A 16,336-nucleotide genomic window follows, 5' to 3' on the forward strand; every position below is an offset into this window, starting at 1 on the left:
GCGGTCTGCAAACTGCGCAATATGGTCTCGCAACTAACCCCAGAACGTTGGCAGAGATCAAACGCAAACGCCAAGGGACAAAAACAAAAAAGCCCACCGAAGTGGGCTTTTTGATCGGCGTTTACACGCCCATGTTGGTTGCGCGAGCAAGATTTGAACTTGCGACCTTTGGGTTATGAGCCCAACGAGCTACCAGGCTGCTCCATCGCGCGGCAAGACTGAATTATAGCTTATTCCGCAGCGTTCTGCTCGTCCGCAGCAGCTTCATTTACTACGGGACGATCCACCAACTCGACCAGCGCCATGGGTGCGTTGTCGCCAACGCGGAAACCCATTTTCAGAATGCGCGTATAGCCGCCTGGGCGAGCCTGGAAGCGGGGACCGAGTTCGCCGAACAGCTTCACGACGCTGTCGCGATCACGGAGGCGGTCGAATGCCAAACGCTTATTGGCGACCGTAGGTTTCTTTGCCAACGTGATCATCGGCTCAATGACACGACGCAGTTCCTTGGCCTTTGGTACCGTCGTCTTGATGACTTCGTGCTCGATGAGCGAATTCATCATGTTCTGCAGCATCGCTAGACGGTGCGAGCTGGTGCGGTTGAGTTTGCGGAGTCCGTGTCCGTGACGCATGGTGCTTTCCTTTACTTTATAAAAACAGGCAGCCGTGTCAGGTACTGCCCGGTGCACAGGCCTATGAGGCCTATCTTGAAAATCAGCGCTTGTCGAGACCGGCCGGCGGCCAGCTTTCGAGCTTCATACCCAAGGTTAGCCCACGGGAGGCAAGCACTTCCTTGATCTCGTTGAGCGACTTGCGGCCCAGATTCGGCGTTTTGAGCAATTCATTCTCGGTACGCTGGATCAGGTCGCCAATGTAGTAAATGTTTTCCGCCTTGAGGCAGTTGGCCGAGCGAACCGTTAGCTCAAGCTCATCGACCGGACGCAGCAGGATCGGGTCAAACTGCTGGGCACTGCGCGGCGCCGGTGCATCGAATGCAGCCAATTCGCCGCCTTCGAGCTGAGCGAAGACTGCCAATTGCTCGACCAGGATCTTGGCCGAAGCACGCACGGCGTCTTCAGCGGTGATCGCGCCGTTGGTTTCGATTTCAACTAGCAGCTTATCAAGGTCCGTGCGCTGCTCCACCCGAGCGCTTTCAACGGTATAGCTTACGCGCTTGACTGGAGAGAACGAGGCGTCGAGGACGATGCGACCAATCGACTTCGTCGGCTCATCCGCGTAACGGCGCATCGTACCCGGCACATATCCACGGCCCTTTTCGACCTTGATCTGCATGTCGAGCTTACCGCCCTGCGACAAGTGCGCGATCACGTGATCAGGATTGATGATTTCCACGTCGTGCGGCGTTTGGATATCCGAGGCCGTCACGGCGCCTTCGCCGTCTTTGCGCAGACTCAGGGTGACTTCGTCACGGTTGTGCAACTTGAAGACCACGCCTTTCAAGTTCAGCAAGATGTTAACGACATCTTCCTGCACGCCATCGATGGACGAGTACTCGTGCAGCACGCCTGCAATCGTGACTTCGGTCGCTGAGTAACCAACCATCGACGACAGTAGGACACGGCGCAGTGCATTGCCAAGCGTGTGGCCATAGCCACGCTCAAAAGGCTCGAGCGTGACCTTAGCTTTGTTAGGCGCGAGTTGCTCGACCTGAATGGTCTTGGGTTTCAGCAGGGTGGTTTGCATGCAGACTTCCTCTCAATACCCCCGGCTCGTTACACCGGTAAGGCTGGTGAAGCACCTGCCTTGCAGCAAGGCTCAAGGCAGGAACGTGAATAAAAACAATCAGCCCTCGACGAAACCCACCTGAGGCTGCGAGGAAGGCAGGTAAATCAACGCGAATACAGTTCGACGATCAACGATTCGTTGATGTCAGCTGCGAATTCGTCGCGATCGGGGACCTTCTTGAAGGTGCCTTCGGCCTTATCGGCATTAACTTCTACCCACGCTGGAATGCCGACCTGTTGCGCCAGTTGGAGTGCTTCGACAATACGGTTCTGCTTCTTGGACTTGTCGCGAACAGCGATTACGTCCCCCGTCTTGACCAGATAGGACGGAATATTGACCGATTGGCCATTCACAGTGATCGCCTTGTGCGAAACGAGCTGCCGTGCTTCCGCGCGCGTCGAACCAAAGCCCATGCGATAGACGACGTTGTCCAAGCGCGATTCAAGGATGAAAAGCAGGTTGGCGCCGGTATTGCCACGGCGACGATCGGCTTCTTCGAAGTAGCGGCGGAACTGCTTTTCCAACACGCCGTACATGCGCTTTACCTTCTGCTTTTCACGCAGTTGGAGGCCGAAGTCCGAAGTGCGCTGGCCAGAGGTCCGCCCGTGTTGGCCAGGCTTCGAGTCAAACTTAGCCTTGTCTTGGATTGAACGACGCGCGCTCTTCAAGAACAGATCGGTGCCTTCGCGGCGGGAGAGTTTGGCCTTGGGGCCTAGATAGCGTGCCACTTGATCTTCCTTTGGGTCATCTGCCGCAGGGGACTGCGGGAGCCGTCAGCGGCGTGCTGATGGCGGTGGGCTTGTAAAAAGCAAATGCGCAGCCGCTGCGAAGCGGCTGCGCGTACGTCTTCGCCTTAGATGCGACGACGCTTCTGTGGACGGCAACCGTTGTGCGGCACCGGAGTCACATCGGCGATGGAATTGATCCGAATACCGAGCGCGGCGAGCGCTCGCACCGACGATTCACGACCAGGTCCCGGACCCTTGATCTCGACGTCAAGGTTCTTGATACCTTGCTCGACCGCAGCCCGGCCGGCAACTTCCGAGGCGACCTGCGCAGCGAACGGTGTCGACTTGCGGGAGCCCTTGAAGCCCTGACCACCGGAGGACGCCCAAGAAAGAGCATTTCCCTGGCGGTCCGTGATGGTGATGATGGTGTTGTTGAAGGAGGCGTGCACGTGGGCAATGCCGTCCGCAACGTTCTTGCGAACCTTCTTGCGAACGCGCTGTGCGGCGTTGTTGGCAGGAGCTTTAGCCATGCTGGTCTATCCTTATTTCTTGAGGGACTGCGCAGCCTTACGCGGACCCTTGCGAGTGCGAGCATTGGTGCGCGTGCGCTGACCACGCATCGGCAGGCCGCGACGGTGGCGGAAACCGCGATAGCAGCCGATGTCCATCAAGCGCTTGATGTTCATCGTCGTCTCGCGGCGCAGGTCGCCCTCGATCGTGAATAGAGCGATCTGATCGCGAATCTTTTCCAGATCGGCGTCCGTCAAATCTTTGATCTTCTTCGAATACTCGATGCCACTTGCTTCGCAAATCTTGCGAGCGCGCGTGCGACCGATGCCGAAAATAGCGGTCAGACCGATTTCAGCGTGCTTGTGCGGCGGAATGTTAATGCCAGCAATACGTGCCATGTGCGTCCTCTAATACTCTTACGATCAACCCTGGCGCTGCTTGTGGCGCGGGTCGGTGCAGATCACACGCACCACACCCTTGCGGCGGATGATCTTGCAATTACGGCAAATCGTTTTGACCGAAGCCGAAACTCTCATTTCATTCTCCTAAACTCTTTTTCAACCGGCGACCGATTTCGCCTGAAACACTATGCGCGCCCGGCTTAAGTCGTAGGGCGATAACTCATTGGTGACGCTGTCACACCTGGAGGGATCCAGATACGACGCGTCCGCGTCCCTATCTTCATGACGTCTTGAAGTTCGCCTTCTTTAAGAGCGATTCATATTGCTGAGACATCATGTAGTTCTGTACTTGTGCCATGAAGTCCATCGTGACGACCACGATGATCAACAACGAAGTCCCCCCAAAATAGAACGGCACGTTGTACTTCAGAATGAGGAACTCGGGCAGCAAGCAAACAAAGGTGATGTAGACCGCCCCCGCTAGCGTCAACCGGACGAGGATCTTGTCTATGTAGCGCGCGGTTTGGTCACCCGGACGGATCCCCGGAATGAAAGCACCGCTCTTCTTCAGATTGTCAGCAGTTTCACGACTGTTAAACACGAGCGCCGTGTAGAAAAAGCAGAAAAACACGATCGCACTAGCGTACAGCAGCACATAAATGGGCTGCCCAGGTCTGAGCGCACTGGCAATGTCCTTGATCCAGCGCATGCTCTCCCCGGTGCTGAACCAGCCCACAACCGTGGTCGGTAGCAGGATGATCGAGGAGGCGAAGATCGGTGGGATCACGCCAGCCATGTTCAACTTGAGTGGAAGATGCGATGACTGACCGCCATAAACCTTATTGCCGACCTGTCGCCGCGCATAGTTCACCAGGATCTTGCGCTGACCCCGCTCGACAAAGACGACGAAGTAGGTCACCAGCACAACCACAGCCACGATGAACAGTGCTACCAGCACATTCATGGCGCCGGTACGAACCAGTTCAAGCAGCCCCCCGATCGCGTTCGGAAGACCTGCCGCAATTCCGGCAAAGATCAGGATCGAGATCCCATTTCCAAGCCCACGCTCCGTGATTTGCTCACCGAGCCACATCAAGAACATTGAGCCAGCCGTGAGACTGATCATTGCAGTAAGGCGAAAGCCGAAGCCAGGCGAAATAACCAAACCGGCCGACGACTCCAATGCAACCGCAATGCTGAACGACTGAAAGAGTGCGAGAGCCAGCGTGCCGTAGCGCGTGTACTGCGTAATCTTCCGGCGACCCGCCTCGCCCTCCTTCTTCAACTGCTCAAAGGTCGGCACGACGTAGGTCATCAATTGCATGATGATCGACGCGGAGATGTAAGGCATGATGCCCAACGCGAACACCGTGAAGCGCGAAAGGGCTCCGCCGGAGAACATGTTGAACAGGCTCAGGATGCCACCTTGCTGACCTTGGAACAGCTGCGCCAGTTGGTCCGGATTTATGCCCGGCACCGGGATGTGCGCCCCGATGCGATAGACCACGAGCGCGAGCAGCAAAAAGACAAGCCGGCGACGCAAGTCACCGAACTTACCTGTCTTTGCGAGCGTTGCCGCGTTGGTTGCCACGAAGAACTTCTTTCGGTTCGTGTTTAGGCGACGCTACCACCAGCGGCTTCAATCGCTGCTCTGGCCCCGGCACTGGCGCCGATTCCCGTCAGCTTAACCGCCTTGGTGATCTCGCCTGACTTGATGATCTTGACGACCTTAGCGATCTGGCCAACGAGACCCGCCTGCTTAAGCACCAGCACGTCGACTTCAGCCAAACCAAGATTTTCGAGGGACGTCAGCGTCACCTCGGCGTTGTACTTCAGCAAATGCGACTTGAAGCCACGCTTGGGCAACCGACGCTGCAGAGGCATTTGACCGCCCTCGAAGCCGACCTTATGGAAGCCGCCTGCGCGCGACTTCTGCCCCTTATGACCACGACCTGCAGTCTTGCCGAGGCCAGAGCCGATACCACGGCCGACTCGCCGCTTCGCGTGCTTGGCGCCGGCTGCCGGCTTGATGCCATTGAGTTCCATATACGTCTCTCTCAGCGGCTCTTTTAGAGCACTTTGACCAGATAACTGATCTTGTTGATCATGCCTCGCACCGCCGGCGTATCCTGCAGCTCGCTCACGCTGTTGAGCTTGCGCAGGCCCAGTCCGCGCACGGTGGCGCGATGCGATTCCTTGGTGCCGATCGGACTCTTGACCAATTGCACCTTCAATGTTTGTTGTTGCGTCGTCATCTCATTACCCCAGGTTTAGGCGAAGAGTTCTTCGACGGTAAGGCCACGCTTGGCTGCCACTTCAGAAGCGGTGGTCGAGTTCTTCAACCCATCCAGCGTGGCACGGACCATGTTGTAGGGATTCGAAGAACCATGGCTCTTCGCCACGATGTCCGTAATGCCCATGACTTCGAAGACTGCGCGCATCGGACCGCCAGCGATGATGCCCGTACCCTTAGGTGCTGGAATCATGACCACGGATGCGGCACCGTGGTGACCCGTCACGCGGTGGTGGAGGGTCCCGTTCTTGATCGAAATCTTTGCCAGATTGCGCCGAGCCTCTTCCATCGCCTTCTGCACCGCAGCTGGGACTTCCTTCGACTTACCCTTCCCCATGCCGACGCGGCCATCGCCGTCACCCACGACCGTGAGCGCCGCGAACCCGAGAATGCGACCACCCTTCACCACCTTGGTGACACGGTTGATCGCGATCATCTTCTCGCGCAAGCCGTCTTCGGGGCCTTCGTTCTGCGTTCTTGCCTGAATCTTTGCCATTTTGAATCTCGTGTCCGGTTAGAACTGCAAGCCAGCTTCGCGGGCGGCATCGGCCAGCGCCTTTACGCGACCGTGGTATGCAAAACCTGCGCGATCGAAAGCAACCTTCTCAACGCCGGCAGCCTTTGCCTTTTCGGCGATCCGCTTGCCAATGGCGATCGCAGCAGCGGCGTTGCCACCCTTGCCCGACCCACCTAGCGAAGCGCGCACCTCGGCTTCGGCCGTCGACGCAGTTGCGATCACCTTTGTGCCGTCGTCGGAAATGACGGTGGCGTAAATGTGCAGATTGGTGCGATTCACCGTCAAACGTGCCACGCGCTGCGTCGCAATGCGGATGCGGGTCTGGCGTGAACGGCGAAGACGCTGTGCTTTTTTGGTCAACATCATTTTGCTGCCCCTTACTTCTTCTTGGTCTCTTTGATCACAATCTTCTCGTCCACATAGCGGATGCCCTTGCCCTTGTACGGCTCTGGCGGACGAATAGCTCGGATCTCAGCGGCCACCTGGCCGACGCGCTGACGGTCGGCACCCTTGACAATGACTTCGGTCGGGGTTGGTGTCGCCACCGTAATGCCCTGCGGCATGTCCTTGTTGACCGGATGCGAATAACCAACCTGCAAGTTCAGCTTGGCGCCCTGCGCCTGAGCCTTGTAGCCGACGCCAACCAGACTGAGCTTCTTTTCGAAGCCCTTGGTTACGCCCACCACCATGTTGTTAACCAATTGGCGAACCGTGCCGCTCATCGCGTTTGCTTCACGCGATTCATTTGCTGGCGCAAAGCTGAGCTTGCCATCTTCGCTGGTAACGATGACCAGCGCATTGCGAGGCAGGTTGAGCGTGCCGCCCGAACCCTTGACGCTGATCTGGTCTTCCTTGATCGACACATCCACACCTGTGGGAATGGCGACCGGCATTTTTCCTACTCGGGACATTTCAGTTTCTCCTAGATGTCTCGTTTAGGCGACGTAGCACAGCACTTCGCCGCCAATACCGGCAGCGCGCGCCTTGCGATCGGTCATCACACCCTTTGGGGTCGTGACAATCGCCACACCCAGGCCGTTCTGGACTTGAGGAATGGCTGAGCTGGCCTTGTAGACGCGCAGGCCGGGACGGCTTACACGCTCAATGCGCTCGATGACCGGGCGACCGGCGTAGTACTTCAACGCGATTTCGAGTTCGCTCTTGCCGGCTTCAGTCTTGACCTTGAAGCCGTCGATGTAGCCCTCGTCCTTGAGGACCTGCGCGATCGCAACCTTCACCTTGGAAGACGGGACCGACACGGTCGGTTTTGCCACCATCTGCGCGTTACGGATACGCGTCAGCAAGTCGGCAATGGGATCACTCATGCTCATGTTGTTTGCTCCTGCCTGGCTTACCAGCTGGCCTTGGTGACACCAGGGATGTCGCCATTGAAGGCCAGTTCGCGGATCTTGGCCCGAGCCAGACCGAATTGACGGAAGGTGCCACGCGGGCGACCAGTGATTTCGCAACGGTTGCGCTGACGGGTCGGATTGGCGTTACGCGGGAGCTTCTGCAGACCCAGGCGGGCGGCAGCGCGCTCTTCGTCGCTCTTCTTCGCATCGTTGGCGATCGCCTTCAGTTCCGCGTGCTTCGCGGCGTACTTTGCGACCAGTTTTTCTCGCTTGAGCTCGCGCTCGATCAAAGCTACTTTAGCCACAAACCACCTCAGTTCTTGAACGGAAAACGGAAGCCAGCGAGAAGCGCCTTCGCCTCTTCGTCAGTCTTGGCCGTCGTCGTGATGCTGATATTGAGGCCGCGCAGCGCATCGACCTTGTCGTACTCGATCTCAGGGAAGATGATCTGCTCTTTGACGCCGATGTTGTAATTGCCACGACCATCGAAAGCGCGACCCGAGATACCGCGGAAATCGCGAACACGCGGCAGCGCGACAGTCACGAAGCGGTCCAGGAATTCGTACATGTGCACGCCACGCAGCGTGACCATGCAGCCGATGGGCTGGTTCTCGCGAATCTTGAAGCCTGCGATCGCCTTCTTCGACTTGGTCACCACCGGCTTCTGGCCAGCAATCTTGGTCAGGTCAGCGACAGCATTGTCGAGCACCTTCTTGTCGGCAACCGCTTCGCCGACGCCCATGTTGAGCGTAATCTTGCTCAAGCGCGGAACCTGCATAGGAGACGTGTAGCCGAATTTTTCGGTCAGGTCTTTCGCGATCTTTTCGCGATAGTGTTGTTGGAGACGAGCCATGTGAGTACCCCTTAGGCGGCCTTGATTTCTTCGCCGCTGGACTTGAAGACGCGCACGCGCTTGCCGTCCGCGACTTTGATGCCCACGCGATCAGCCTTGCCGGTCACAGCATTGAAAATCGCCACGTTGGATTGGTGAATCGGCATGGCCTTTTCGACGATACCGCCGGTCGTACCCTTCAGAGGGTTCGGCTTGGTGTGCTTCTTGACGAGATTGATGCCGTCAACGATGACATGCGAGTCGTCCTTGCGCAGCGACACGGTGCCGCGCTTTCCCTTGTCGCGTCCAGCCAATACGATGACTTGGTCGCCTTTGCGAATCTTGTTCATGGCACTGTCCTTACAGAACTTCAGGTGCCAGCGACACGATCTTCATGAACTTTTCAGTGCGCAGCTCGCGCGTGACTGGTCCAAAGATACGGGTGCCGATGGGCTCCAATTTGGCATTGAGCAGCACAGCCGCATTGCCATCGAATTTAACAAGCGAGCCGTCGCTGCGACGAATGCCCTTGGCGGTGCGAACCACCACTGCACTGTAGATCTCGCCCTTCTTGACGCGACCACGCGGAGCGGCTTCCTTGATGCTGACCTTGATGACATCACCTACGCTGGCATAGCGCCGCTTGGAGCCACCTAGCACCTTGATGCACAAGACGGATTTCGCGCCCGTGTTGTCGGCTACGTCGAGCCTGGATTCAGTTTGGATCATTTTGTGATATTCCCAACTTGTACCGCTTACCGATCGGACAACTCCGACGCGATTTAACGATCAGTCTTGGGCCCGTCGTCCACGCACCGAAACCACTTCGATGCGCTTCCGCTGGGCAGAAGCTTCGCCTTTCTGAAGCGAAGCCCGCGATTGTTGCACAGCATTTTGCGGCCGTCAACACACTACTTCGTGCGCCGGCCTGCAAGCCGACGATTTTTGGCCGGACGTCAATGTTAGTGCCACCCTCGCAGATGGCGCTTGCGTCCACCAGGGAGGGTCCAACGGCGGCGAGCGCCCTCCAGGTTGGGCTCAGCTGATCGACCCGTGGCGTAGTGACAACAGCCAACAGCTCGTGGTGGCTCCTACAAGTGATTTCAAGCGTTCAGCCGCATTCTTATTGCGACAAGGGACACAATTTCCTTCGCAGACCAGCTGCTTTAGCCTTTGAATTTACCGAAGTAGTCATGAACATCGCAGTCACCTTCCTTCCTCGCCAGGAACTCGCCCCCCTCCCGCCCATAGGCTTCATTGGGGGAGGGAATATGGCAAGCGCCATCATCGGCGGGCTTGTGAAACAAAATGCTCCCGCCAGCGCGTTCGAAGTGGTGGAGCCGCTCGCCGAAGCTCGCATCAAGCTGGCGAACGATTTCGGTATCGACGCGCAGCCGGAAGCGGGCGCCGCGCTGGGCCGCTGCGAAGTCATCGTGTGGGCAGTCAAGCCGCAAAGTTTTGCGACGGCAACGGATGCAATACGAGGACTTGCACCAAACGCGCTACATCTCAGTGTCGCGGCGGGAATTCCGTCCGACAGCATTGCCCGTTGGCTCGCCACTGAACAGGTGGCTCGCGCTATGCCCAACACACCCGCCCTCATTGGTCAAGGAATGACTGGCCTGTTTGCACGCGACGCTGTCGGCGATGAAGGTCGCAAGCTCGTCGAACAGGTCCTGGCCCCCACCGGTGATCTGATGTGGGTCGACGCGGAGCCGGCACTGGACGTTGTGACCGCCGTTTCCGGCTCTGGTCCGGCCTACGTGTTCTATTTCATCGAGGCCATGACCGAGGCAGGTATTGAACTAGGACTGACGGCAGAGCAGGCACATCGACTCGCCATTCGAACTTTCACCGGCGCTTCGGCCCTGGCAAGCAATGCGACGGAGCCGCCTTCCGCATTGCGTGAACGGGTCACTTCGAAGGGCGGGACCACCCATGCGGCGATCACGAACATGGACGACGCTCAGCTCAAAGCCAAGTTCAAGGCCGCAATCCGCGCCGCGCATGAGCGCGCCGCTGAACTCGGCCAAGAATTTGGAAAGTCTTGAAGGCGAAGCCAAGGGTCGAAGCCTTGGCCGGCAGGGCTGATGCCCGACTCAACGCAGCATGTAGCCTGCCGCGACACCGGCGAACACTGTGAAGCCGAGCCAATGATTGAGCCTGAAGGCCTTGAAACAACCGTCGCGGGTGCGATCGTGAATCAGACGCCAGTGCCAGACGGCTTGAGCGCCGGCGATGCCTATGGCGACATAGAAGATTGCGCCGAGCGCTCTTCCGGCACCGGCGGCCGCCCATCCGGCAAGGAAGATTGCATAGCTGACCATGACCATCGCCACATCGAATCGACCGAACGTGATTGCTGAGGTCTTCATGCCGATCTTCAGATCGTCGTCGCGGTCGACCATTGCGTATTCGGTGTCGTAAGCCAATACCCAGAACAAATTGCCTGCGAGCAGCCACCAGGCCAACTCGGGCACGCTGCTGCGCACGGCGGCAAACGCCATCGGAATGCCGAAGCTGAACGCGATGCCGAGGACAGCCTGTGGAACCGACACGAAGCGCTTGGCAAACGGGTAAGCCAGCGTCACCGCAAGAGCCGCGAACGACAACGAGACTGTGACGCGATTGGTGGTCAGGACCAGTGCAAAAGCAGCCAGCGCGAGGACGGCCCCGAGCGCAAGCGCTTCTCTCACCGAAACGGCACCGCTCGTGACTGGCCGCTGGGCTGTTCGCTTGACGTGGCGGTCGAACTCCCGGTCAGCAACATCGTTGACGCAGCAGCCTGCGCTGCGCATGAGGATGGTGCCGAGGACGAACACCGTCAGGAGATGCCAACCCGGCCATCCTTCGGCTGCGAACCACAGTGCGCCAAGTGTTGGCCAAAGCAGCAGGAGCCAACCTGCCGGGCGGTTCCATCGGATCAGATCCAGGTACAGCGCAAAACGCCCGCGTTGCGGCTCGGGCGCGGGTTGGAAGGGCCCACCAGCGGGCATCACCGGTGCGTCAGTCTTCAAGGAGGGAACGCAGCATCCAAGCCGTCTGGTCATGCACGGTGCAGCGTGCCGTCAGCATGTCCGCCGTGGGATCGTCTCCTGCCTCCTCGGCAACCGGGATGAATTCGCGAGCGATGCGCGAGACTGTTTCATGACCCTTGACCAGAATGCGCACCATCTCCATGGCCTTTGGCGGACTTTGCGGAACGTCGGGCACGGTCGCGATCTTGCTGAATTCAGCGTACGAGCCGGGCGCGTAGTGCCCCAGCGCACGAATGCGTTCGGCGATGACATCCGTCGAGCCCCAAAGCTCGGTGTACTGGGTCATGAACATCGCGTGGAGCGAGTTGAAGTGAGGCCCCGTCACGTTCCAGTGGAAGTTGTGCGTGGTGAGATAGAGCGTGTAGGTGTCCGCAAGCACGCGGCTCAAGCCCTCGGCGATCGCGGCGCGATCCTGGCGCTCAATGCCGATATTGATGATCGGTGCATTGCGGCTGCCCGAGGCCTCCGCGACCACGACATCGCCCTTCTTGGGCACCTTTCCGGCAGACGGAGCGCTGGTGTCTGGAGACTTGGGTTTCTTCACGACTTTGGCCATGGCGATGAGCTCTTTCTTCAAGTGAATTGACGTCAGGAAAGCAGCACTCTAGCGCAGCCTCTGCATCCGGCGCAGGATGGGTCCGTCGACGTGCGGCGCGTTTCTCACGGTTCTTAGGAAAGGCGCTTGACGCCCGGCAGCTCGCAGGCGTAGATCGCGTTTCGGAGTGCCGCAATCGCCTCGTAGCGGGTGAAGCTGCGCCGCCACGCCAGCACGACGCGGCGCGTCGGCGGCTCACCGCCTTGCGTATCGCGAACGGGGAGATAGCGCACGATCTGCTCAGGCTCCTTCCGCCCCTTGGCCCTGGGCTTGAGCGCATCAGCCGGGACCGACAGCCGCGGCACCAGGGTGACGCCCATTCCCGAGGCGACCATGTGCTTGATGGTCTCCAGCGAAGAGCCCTCGAAGCTCTTTCGGATCCCTTCAGCATTGCTGGAAAAGCGTGCGAATTCGGGGCAAACCTCCAGCACGTGGTCGCGAAAACAATGTCCCGTACCGAGCAGGAGCATCGTTTCATTCTTGAGTTCGTCGGAAGTGACGGACTCCTTGTTCGCGAGCGGATGGTTGGCGGGCAGTGCGGCCACGAATGGCTCGTCGTAAAGCTGCGCCATGGCCAAGCCCGTGTCCGGAAACGGCTCGGCCATGATGGCGCAGTCGATCTCGCCGGATCGAAGCATTTCGAGCAGCTTGGCGGTGAAGTTCTCTTGCAGCACCAGCGGCATCTGCGGGTTACGTGCAATGTTCTGGCGCACGAGATCAGGCAAGAGATACGGCCCGATGGTGTAGATGACGCCCAGGTTGAGCGGACCCGACAGCGGGTCCTTTCCACGCTTGGCGATTTCCTTGATGCTGGCCGCCTGGTCCAGCACGCTCTGCGCCTGCTGCACGATCTGCTCGCCAAGCGGCGTGACAGTGACTTCGCCCGCGCTGCGCTCAAACAGCTTGACCTCGAGTTCGTCCTCCAGCTTCTTGATCGCCACGGACAAGGTTGGCTGCGACACATAGCAGGCCTCTGCGGCTTTGCCGAAATGCCGCTCTCGCGCAACCGCGACGATGTATTTGAGTTCTGTCAGCGTCATAGTTGGAAATTATTGCTCGCCGCAAGCTCATGCCTTTAGATATTCGGCCTTGGCGCCAAGCCAGCGATCGATGTGTTTTTGCGCCAGATCGGGGTGACGGTCGAGCATTTTGGGCGCAAGCTCCCGGGCCCAGTCCAGGAGGAGAACGTCTGTGCTCAGGTCTGCGAAGCGCAGAAGAGGGGCGCCGGACTGGCGGGCGCCGAGAAATTCGCCGGGGCCGCGAATGTCGAGGTCGCGTCTCGCAATCTCGAAGCCGTCGCTGGTCTCGGCCATGGCTTTCAGGCGCGCGCGAGCAGCTTCTCCAACGCGGCCACCTTCGTTAGGTGCGTAGAGCAAGACACAGGCGGAAGCAGCCGCACCCCGACCCACACGACCGCGCAATTGGTGCAGTTGCGACAAGCCGAAGCGCTCCGCATGTTCGATCACCATCAGCGAAGCATTGGGCACATCCACGCCGACTTCGATCACGGTGGTGCTTACGAGCACCTGCAGGCGGTTGGCTGTAAAGGCCTCCATGACCGCCTGCTTCTCAGTCGTTGGCATGCGCGAATGAAGAAGGCCGACGCTGACGTCAGAACCCAGTGCATCGGCCAGTTCATCTCGCGTCTCGGTCGCGTTCCGCAGGTCCACCGCTTCGCTTTCCTCGATCAAAGGGCATACCCAGTAGACCTGTCGCCCTTGTGCGAGCTGGGCGCGAATGCGATCGACGACTTCATCCCGCCGGTGGTCCGCGACGAGCTTCGTGACGATCGGCGTGCGGCCTGGCGGCAGTTCGTCGAGGGTGGACACGTCCAGGTCGGCGTAGTAGCTCATTGCCAAGGTTCTCGGAATCGGCGTGGCGCTCATCATCAGCAGATGCGGCTCGAAATCGCCGTTCGCCTTTCCGCGAAGGGCTAGTCGCTGTGCCACGCCGAAGCGATGCTGTTCGTCAATGACGGCGAGAGCCAGATTCTTGAACCGCACCTTCTCGGAAATGACAGCGTGGGTTCCGATGACAAGCGCCGCCTGGCCGCTCTCGACGGCAGTTGTCATCGCATCGCGTTCCTTCTTCTTCTGACTGCCGGTGAGCCACGCGACGCGCAAGCCGCGCTCGGCCAACAGCGGATCGAGCCAGCCGACGAGTTTGCCGAAATGCTGAGCCGCGAGAATTTCGGTCGGCGCCATCAGCGCGCATTGGTAGCCGGCGTCGATGCAACGCGCGGCAGCCAGCGCTGCTACGACCGTCTTCCCCGATCCCACATCGCCCTGGAGCAGGCGGTGCATCGGAATCTCACGGGCCAGATCGCGCGTGATCTCGCCTCCGACTCGCTGCTGCGCACCCGTCAGAGCGAAGGGCAGCGCCGCCAGCAAGTCGCGATGCAGAGCGCCTCCGGACGCGTCAGCCTCCAGAACAGGCGCCCGTTGCGCTGCGCGCACCCGCCGCGCCTGAAGCTGCGAAAGTTGCTGGGCGAGGAGTTCGTCGGCCTTCAGGCGCTGCCAGGCTGGATGACTGTGATCCTCCAACGTGGCGACCGCGACGTCGGGCGTTGGATAGTGGAGGAAGGTCAGCGCACGACGCAGATCCCATGCACCGTGCGGAGTTGCGCCTGCCGGGAGCGTCTCGTCAAGCACGGCCCGGGCCAACCCGGAGCGAACCTCGCGCCGCAACACCGGCTGAGCCAGCCCGGCGATGGTCGAATACACCGGCGTCAACGCCTCCGGCAGCGCGGTGCCGGCAGCCTTGACGGTCGGATGCATCATCTGCCGCCCGACGAACCCGCCGCGCACTTCGCCCCGCACGCGCACCTTTGCGCCCACTGCAAGCTGCTTCTGTTGCGACGGATAGAAATTGAAGAAGCGCAGTTGACAGGTGTCGCTGCCGTCGTCGACTGTGACGATCAATTGCCGACGGGGACGAAAGACCACCTCGCATTCGGTGACCACCGCTTCGATCTGCGCCATGTCCCCGTCACGCGTATCCGCCAGTCGCACGACCTGCGTCTCGTCCTCGTAGCGCATCGGCAGGTAGAGGGCGAAATCGATGTCGCGCACCAGTCCCAGCTTGCGGAGCGCGCGTTGAACCGCGCTCAGCCCCGTGCCAGGCGCAGGCGCGGATGCGGTCGCATTTACGGTGGCCGACGCTGCAGTAGGCTTTTCCGGGGGCGAAGGTTTGGCGGCGGCGGGCATGGGACAATTCTGCCCGCCTCCTTGCATCCATTCCTCCGCTTCCTTGGCACGGGCCTGTCCGGCCCTCAAGCACTCATGCGCGACTACACGCTTTCCGATTTCGATTTCGACCTGCCGCCTGAACTGGTGGCGCAACATCCAGCTTCCGAACGCAGTGCTTCCCGACTTCTGGACGGATCCGGTCAGGCACCGGTCGACCGGATCTTCAGAGACCTCCCCTCGCTGCTCCAGGCGGGCGACCTGCTTGTCTTCAACGACACGCTTGTCGTCAAGGCCCGCCTTTTCGGCGAAAAGCCTACCGGCGGCAAGCTTGAGCTGCTCGTCGAGCGCGTGCTGCAAGGAGCTGAGGTGGTCGCGCACATGAAAGTCAGCAAGAAGCCGCAGGTGGGCACCACACTCGCGATGGTGGGCGGCTTCAGCGCAACGCTGCTCGGTCGCTGGCCGGAAGAAGATGGGGCCCTCTTCCGTTTTCGCCTGGAAAGCCCGGCGGGCGAAGACCCGTATGCGCTGATGGCCCGCTGCGGCCATGTGCCACTGCCCCCCTACATCACGCATACCGATTCGGCTGACGACGAAAGCCGCTACCAGACAGTGTTCGCCCGGGTGCCCGGCGCCGTGGCAGCACCGACGGCGGCCCTTCATTTCGATTCGGCGCTGCTCGCCAGGCTCGAAGCGCGCGGCGTGCAGCGCGCCAATGTCACCCTTCACGTTGGTGCCGGCACTTTTCAGCCCGTCAAGACGGAGAACATCGCCGAGCACACGATGCATGCCGAGCGCTATGAAGTGCCCGCCGCCACGCAAGCCGCCATTGCCAACGCCAAGGCGCGCGGCGGCCGCATCGTCGCCGTTGGGACGACCACCGTTCGCACGCTCGAATCGTGGGCCAAGAGCGGCGAGGCCTCAGGCGACACACGCATCTTCATCACCCCTGGTTTCGCCTTCGAGCATGTCGACTTGCTCGTTACCAACTTCCATCTGCCCAAAAGCACACTGATGATGCTGGTCAGCGCCTTCGCCGGTTACGAACACGTGATGGCGTTGTATGCCCACGCCATTCGCGAGCGCTATCGCTTCTTCAGTTACGGCGACGCCATGCTGCTCGCCAGAAAGCACTGATC

23 protein-coding genes and 1 tRNA gene are annotated in these 16,336 nt (G+C 59.8%); 2 read left to right on the plus strand and 22 right to left on the minus strand.

The annotated features are described in order from the left end of the window. Window positions 1-135: 135 nt before the first annotated feature. The 18 genes from AC1DEK_RS10155 to rplN all read right to left on the minus strand — a co-directional run bounded on the left by AC1DEK_RS10155 (window position 136) and on the right by rplN (window position 9,108). A tRNA-Met gene (locus AC1DEK_RS10155) sits at window positions 136-212 on the minus strand. A gap of 18 nt (window positions 213-230) precedes the next feature. Continuing rightward, on the minus strand, window positions 231-632 hold the full coding sequence (rplQ, locus tag AC1DEK_RS10160; protein WP_478125100.1) for a 50S ribosomal protein L17: 402 nt from the start codon (window positions 630-632) through the stop codon (window positions 231-233). 82 nt (window positions 633-714) lie between these two features. Further along, a complete protein-coding gene (locus AC1DEK_RS10165) occupies window positions 715-1,704 on the minus strand; it encodes a DNA-directed RNA polymerase subunit alpha (RefSeq protein ID WP_158721727.1) in 990 nt (329 codons plus the stop codon). Window positions 1,705-1,850: 146 nt separating this feature from the next. Next, the gene (gene rpsD, locus AC1DEK_RS10170) at window positions 1,851-2,474 is read right to left on the minus strand and encodes a 30S ribosomal protein S4 (protein WP_478098886.1); all 624 of its coding nucleotides are present in this window, start codon (window positions 2,472-2,474) and stop codon (window positions 1,851-1,853) included. A 125-nt stretch (window positions 2,475-2,599) separates the two neighbouring features. Next, window positions 2,600-3,004 carry a 30S ribosomal protein S11 gene (rpsK, locus tag AC1DEK_RS10175; protein ID WP_009124825.1) on the minus strand — a complete coding sequence of 135 codons (405 nt, stop codon included), beginning with the start codon at window positions 3,002-3,004 and terminating at the stop codon, window positions 2,600-2,602. 12 nt (window positions 3,005-3,016) lie between these two features. Then, the gene (rpsM, locus tag AC1DEK_RS10180; RefSeq protein ID WP_019653977.1) at window positions 3,017-3,382 is read right to left on the minus strand and encodes a 30S ribosomal protein S13; all 366 of its coding nucleotides are present in this window, start codon (window positions 3,380-3,382) and stop codon (window positions 3,017-3,019) included. 24 nt (window positions 3,383-3,406) lie between these two features. Then, window positions 3,407-3,520, minus strand: a complete 114-nt coding sequence (gene rpmJ, locus AC1DEK_RS10185) for a 50S ribosomal protein L36 (RefSeq protein WP_038201958.1) — start codon at window positions 3,518-3,520, stop codon at window positions 3,407-3,409. A 145-nt stretch (window positions 3,521-3,665) separates the two neighbouring features. Then, the gene (gene secY, locus AC1DEK_RS10190; protein ID WP_478125101.1) at window positions 3,666-4,976 is read right to left on the minus strand and encodes a preprotein translocase subunit SecY; all 1,311 of its coding nucleotides are present in this window, start codon (window positions 4,974-4,976) and stop codon (window positions 3,666-3,668) included. 23 nt (window positions 4,977-4,999) lie between these two features. Then, a complete protein-coding gene (gene rplO, locus AC1DEK_RS10195) occupies window positions 5,000-5,431 on the minus strand; it encodes a 50S ribosomal protein L15 (protein ID WP_478125102.1) in 432 nt (143 codons plus the stop codon). A 23-nt stretch (window positions 5,432-5,454) separates the two neighbouring features. After that, a complete protein-coding gene (gene rpmD / locus AC1DEK_RS10200; RefSeq protein ID WP_009124818.1) occupies window positions 5,455-5,640 on the minus strand; it encodes a 50S ribosomal protein L30 in 186 nt (61 codons plus the stop codon). A gap of 15 nt (window positions 5,641-5,655) precedes the next feature. Next, complete coding sequence (gene rpsE / locus AC1DEK_RS10205; RefSeq protein WP_028250822.1) at window positions 5,656-6,174, minus strand: 30S ribosomal protein S5; 519 nt, start codon at window positions 6,172-6,174, stop codon at window positions 5,656-5,658. Window positions 6,175-6,192: 18 nt separating this feature from the next. Further along, window positions 6,193-6,558, minus strand: coding sequence for a 50S ribosomal protein L18 (gene rplR / locus AC1DEK_RS10210; protein ID WP_478125287.1), 366 nt, complete (start codon window positions 6,556-6,558; stop codon window positions 6,193-6,195). Between the two features lie 14 nt (window positions 6,559-6,572). After that, window positions 6,573-7,106, minus strand: a complete 534-nt coding sequence (gene rplF / locus AC1DEK_RS10215; RefSeq protein WP_478125103.1) for a 50S ribosomal protein L6 — start codon at window positions 7,104-7,106, stop codon at window positions 6,573-6,575. Between the two features lie 24 nt (window positions 7,107-7,130). Then, window positions 7,131-7,526, minus strand: a complete 396-nt coding sequence (rpsH, locus tag AC1DEK_RS10220; RefSeq protein ID WP_478125104.1) for a 30S ribosomal protein S8 — start codon at window positions 7,524-7,526, stop codon at window positions 7,131-7,133. A gap of 20 nt (window positions 7,527-7,546) precedes the next feature. Further along, complete coding sequence (rpsN, locus tag AC1DEK_RS10225; protein WP_068674578.1) at window positions 7,547-7,852, minus strand: 30S ribosomal protein S14; 306 nt, start codon at window positions 7,850-7,852, stop codon at window positions 7,547-7,549. 8 nt (window positions 7,853-7,860) lie between these two features. Then, window positions 7,861-8,400, minus strand: coding sequence for a 50S ribosomal protein L5 (gene rplE / locus AC1DEK_RS10230; protein WP_478125105.1), 540 nt, complete (start codon window positions 8,398-8,400; stop codon window positions 7,861-7,863). Window positions 8,401-8,411: 11 nt separating this feature from the next. Then, window positions 8,412-8,729: a 50S ribosomal protein L24 gene (gene rplX / locus AC1DEK_RS10235; protein ID WP_478125106.1), complete on the minus strand. Its 318-nt coding sequence runs from the start codon at window positions 8,727-8,729 to the stop codon at window positions 8,412-8,414. A gap of 10 nt (window positions 8,730-8,739) precedes the next feature. Continuing rightward, window positions 8,740-9,108 (minus strand): 50S ribosomal protein L14, encoded by a 369-nt coding sequence (gene rplN, locus AC1DEK_RS10240; protein ID WP_093105273.1) that lies wholly within the window; start codon window positions 9,106-9,108, stop codon window positions 8,740-8,742. A gap of 464 nt (window positions 9,109-9,572) precedes the next feature. Here rplN and proC point away from each other — a divergent pair, with 464 nt between their 5' ends. Next, a complete protein-coding gene (proC, locus tag AC1DEK_RS10245; protein WP_478125107.1) occupies window positions 9,573-10,430 on the plus strand; it encodes a pyrroline-5-carboxylate reductase in 858 nt (285 codons plus the stop codon). A 48-nt stretch (window positions 10,431-10,478) separates the two neighbouring features. On the opposite strand, the gene ubiA is transcribed toward proC, so the two are convergent. From ubiA to recG, 4 genes are all read right to left on the minus strand, one after another. Next, window positions 10,479-11,375: a 4-hydroxybenzoate octaprenyltransferase gene (gene ubiA, locus AC1DEK_RS10250; protein ID WP_478125288.1), complete on the minus strand. Its 897-nt coding sequence runs from the start codon at window positions 11,373-11,375 to the stop codon at window positions 10,479-10,481. 10 nt (window positions 11,376-11,385) lie between these two features. Then, window positions 11,386-11,973, minus strand: coding sequence for a Dps family protein (locus AC1DEK_RS10255; protein WP_478125108.1), 588 nt, complete (start codon window positions 11,971-11,973; stop codon window positions 11,386-11,388). Window positions 11,974-12,086: 113 nt separating this feature from the next. Further along, the gene (locus tag AC1DEK_RS10260) at window positions 12,087-13,052 is read right to left on the minus strand and encodes a LysR substrate-binding domain-containing protein (RefSeq protein WP_478125109.1); all 966 of its coding nucleotides are present in this window, start codon (window positions 13,050-13,052) and stop codon (window positions 12,087-12,089) included. Between the two features lie 27 nt (window positions 13,053-13,079). Next, a complete protein-coding gene (gene recG, locus AC1DEK_RS10265; protein WP_478125110.1) occupies window positions 13,080-15,218 on the minus strand; it encodes an ATP-dependent DNA helicase RecG in 2,139 nt (712 codons plus the stop codon). Between the two features lie 75 nt (window positions 15,219-15,293). Between recG and queA the strand changes: the two genes are divergently transcribed. Further along, complete coding sequence (queA, locus tag AC1DEK_RS10270; protein WP_478125111.1) at window positions 15,294-16,334, plus strand: tRNA preQ1(34) S-adenosylmethionine ribosyltransferase-isomerase QueA; 1,041 nt, start codon at window positions 15,294-15,296, stop codon at window positions 16,332-16,334. Window positions 16,335-16,336 lie beyond the last annotated feature (2 nt).

The organism is Variovorax sp. 10N420, assembly GCF_056394705.1.

What these genes read in the sequence shown, in the direction of transcription:
- rplQ (WP_478125100.1), bottom strand. Translation starts at nt 632, where the DNA reads ATGCGTCACGGACACGGACTCCGCAAACTCAACCGCACCAGCTCGCAC.
- AC1DEK_RS10165 (WP_158721727.1), bottom strand. Translation starts at nt 1,704, where the DNA reads ATGCAAACCACCCTGCTGAAACCCAAGACCATTCAGGTCGAGCAACTC.
- rpsK (WP_009124825.1), bottom strand. Translation starts at nt 3,004, where the DNA reads ATGGCTAAAGCTCCTGCCAACAACGCCGCACAGCGCGTTCGCAAGAAG.
- rpsM (WP_019653977.1), bottom strand. Translation starts at nt 3,382, where the DNA reads ATGGCACGTATTGCTGGCATTAACATTCCGCCGCACAAGCACGCTGAA.
- rpmJ (WP_038201958.1), bottom strand. Translation starts at nt 3,520, where the DNA reads ATGAGAGTTTCGGCTTCGGTCAAAACGATTTGCCGTAATTGCAAGATC.
- rplO (WP_478125102.1), bottom strand. Translation starts at nt 5,431, where the DNA reads ATGGAACTCAATGGCATCAAGCCGGCAGCCGGCGCCAAGCACGCGAAG.
- rpmD (WP_009124818.1), bottom strand. Translation starts at nt 5,640, where the DNA reads ATGACGACGCAACAACAAACATTGAAGGTGCAATTGGTCAAGAGTCCG.
- rpsE (WP_028250822.1), bottom strand. Translation starts at nt 6,174, where the DNA reads ATGGCAAAGATTCAGGCAAGAACGCAGAACGAAGGCCCCGAAGACGGC.
- rplR (WP_478125287.1), bottom strand. Translation starts at nt 6,558, where the DNA reads ATGTTGACCAAAAAAGCACAGCGTCTTCGCCGTTCACGCCAGACCCGC.
- rplF (WP_478125103.1), bottom strand. Translation starts at nt 7,106, where the DNA reads ATGTCCCGAGTAGGAAAAATGCCGGTCGCCATTCCCACAGGTGTGGAT.
- rpsH (WP_478125104.1), bottom strand. Translation starts at nt 7,526, where the DNA reads ATGAGCATGAGTGATCCCATTGCCGACTTGCTGACGCGTATCCGTAAC.
- rplE (WP_478125105.1), bottom strand. Translation starts at nt 8,400, where the DNA reads ATGGCTCGTCTCCAACAACACTATCGCGAAAAGATCGCGAAAGACCTG.
- rplX (WP_478125106.1), bottom strand. Translation starts at nt 8,729, where the DNA reads ATGAACAAGATTCGCAAAGGCGACCAAGTCATCGTATTGGCTGGACGC.
- rplN (WP_093105273.1), bottom strand. Translation starts at nt 9,108, where the DNA reads ATGATCCAAACTGAATCCAGGCTCGACGTAGCCGACAACACGGGCGCG.
- proC (WP_478125107.1), top strand. Translation starts at nt 9,573, where the DNA reads ATGAACATCGCAGTCACCTTCCTTCCTCGCCAGGAACTCGCCCCCCTC.
- ubiA (WP_478125288.1), bottom strand. Translation starts at nt 11,375, where the DNA reads ATGCCCGCTGGTGGGCCCTTCCAACCCGCGCCCGAGCCGCAACGCGGG.
- AC1DEK_RS10255 (WP_478125108.1), bottom strand. Translation starts at nt 11,973, where the DNA reads ATGGCCAAAGTCGTGAAGAAACCCAAGTCTCCAGACACCAGCGCTCCG.
- AC1DEK_RS10260 (WP_478125109.1), bottom strand. Translation starts at nt 13,052, where the DNA reads ATGACGCTGACAGAACTCAAATACATCGTCGCGGTTGCGCGAGAGCGG.
- recG (WP_478125110.1), bottom strand. Translation starts at nt 15,218, where the DNA reads ATGCCCGCCGCCGCCAAACCTTCGCCCCCGGAAAAGCCTACTGCAGCG.
- queA (WP_478125111.1), top strand. Translation starts at nt 15,294, where the DNA reads ATGCGCGACTACACGCTTTCCGATTTCGATTTCGACCTGCCGCCTGAA.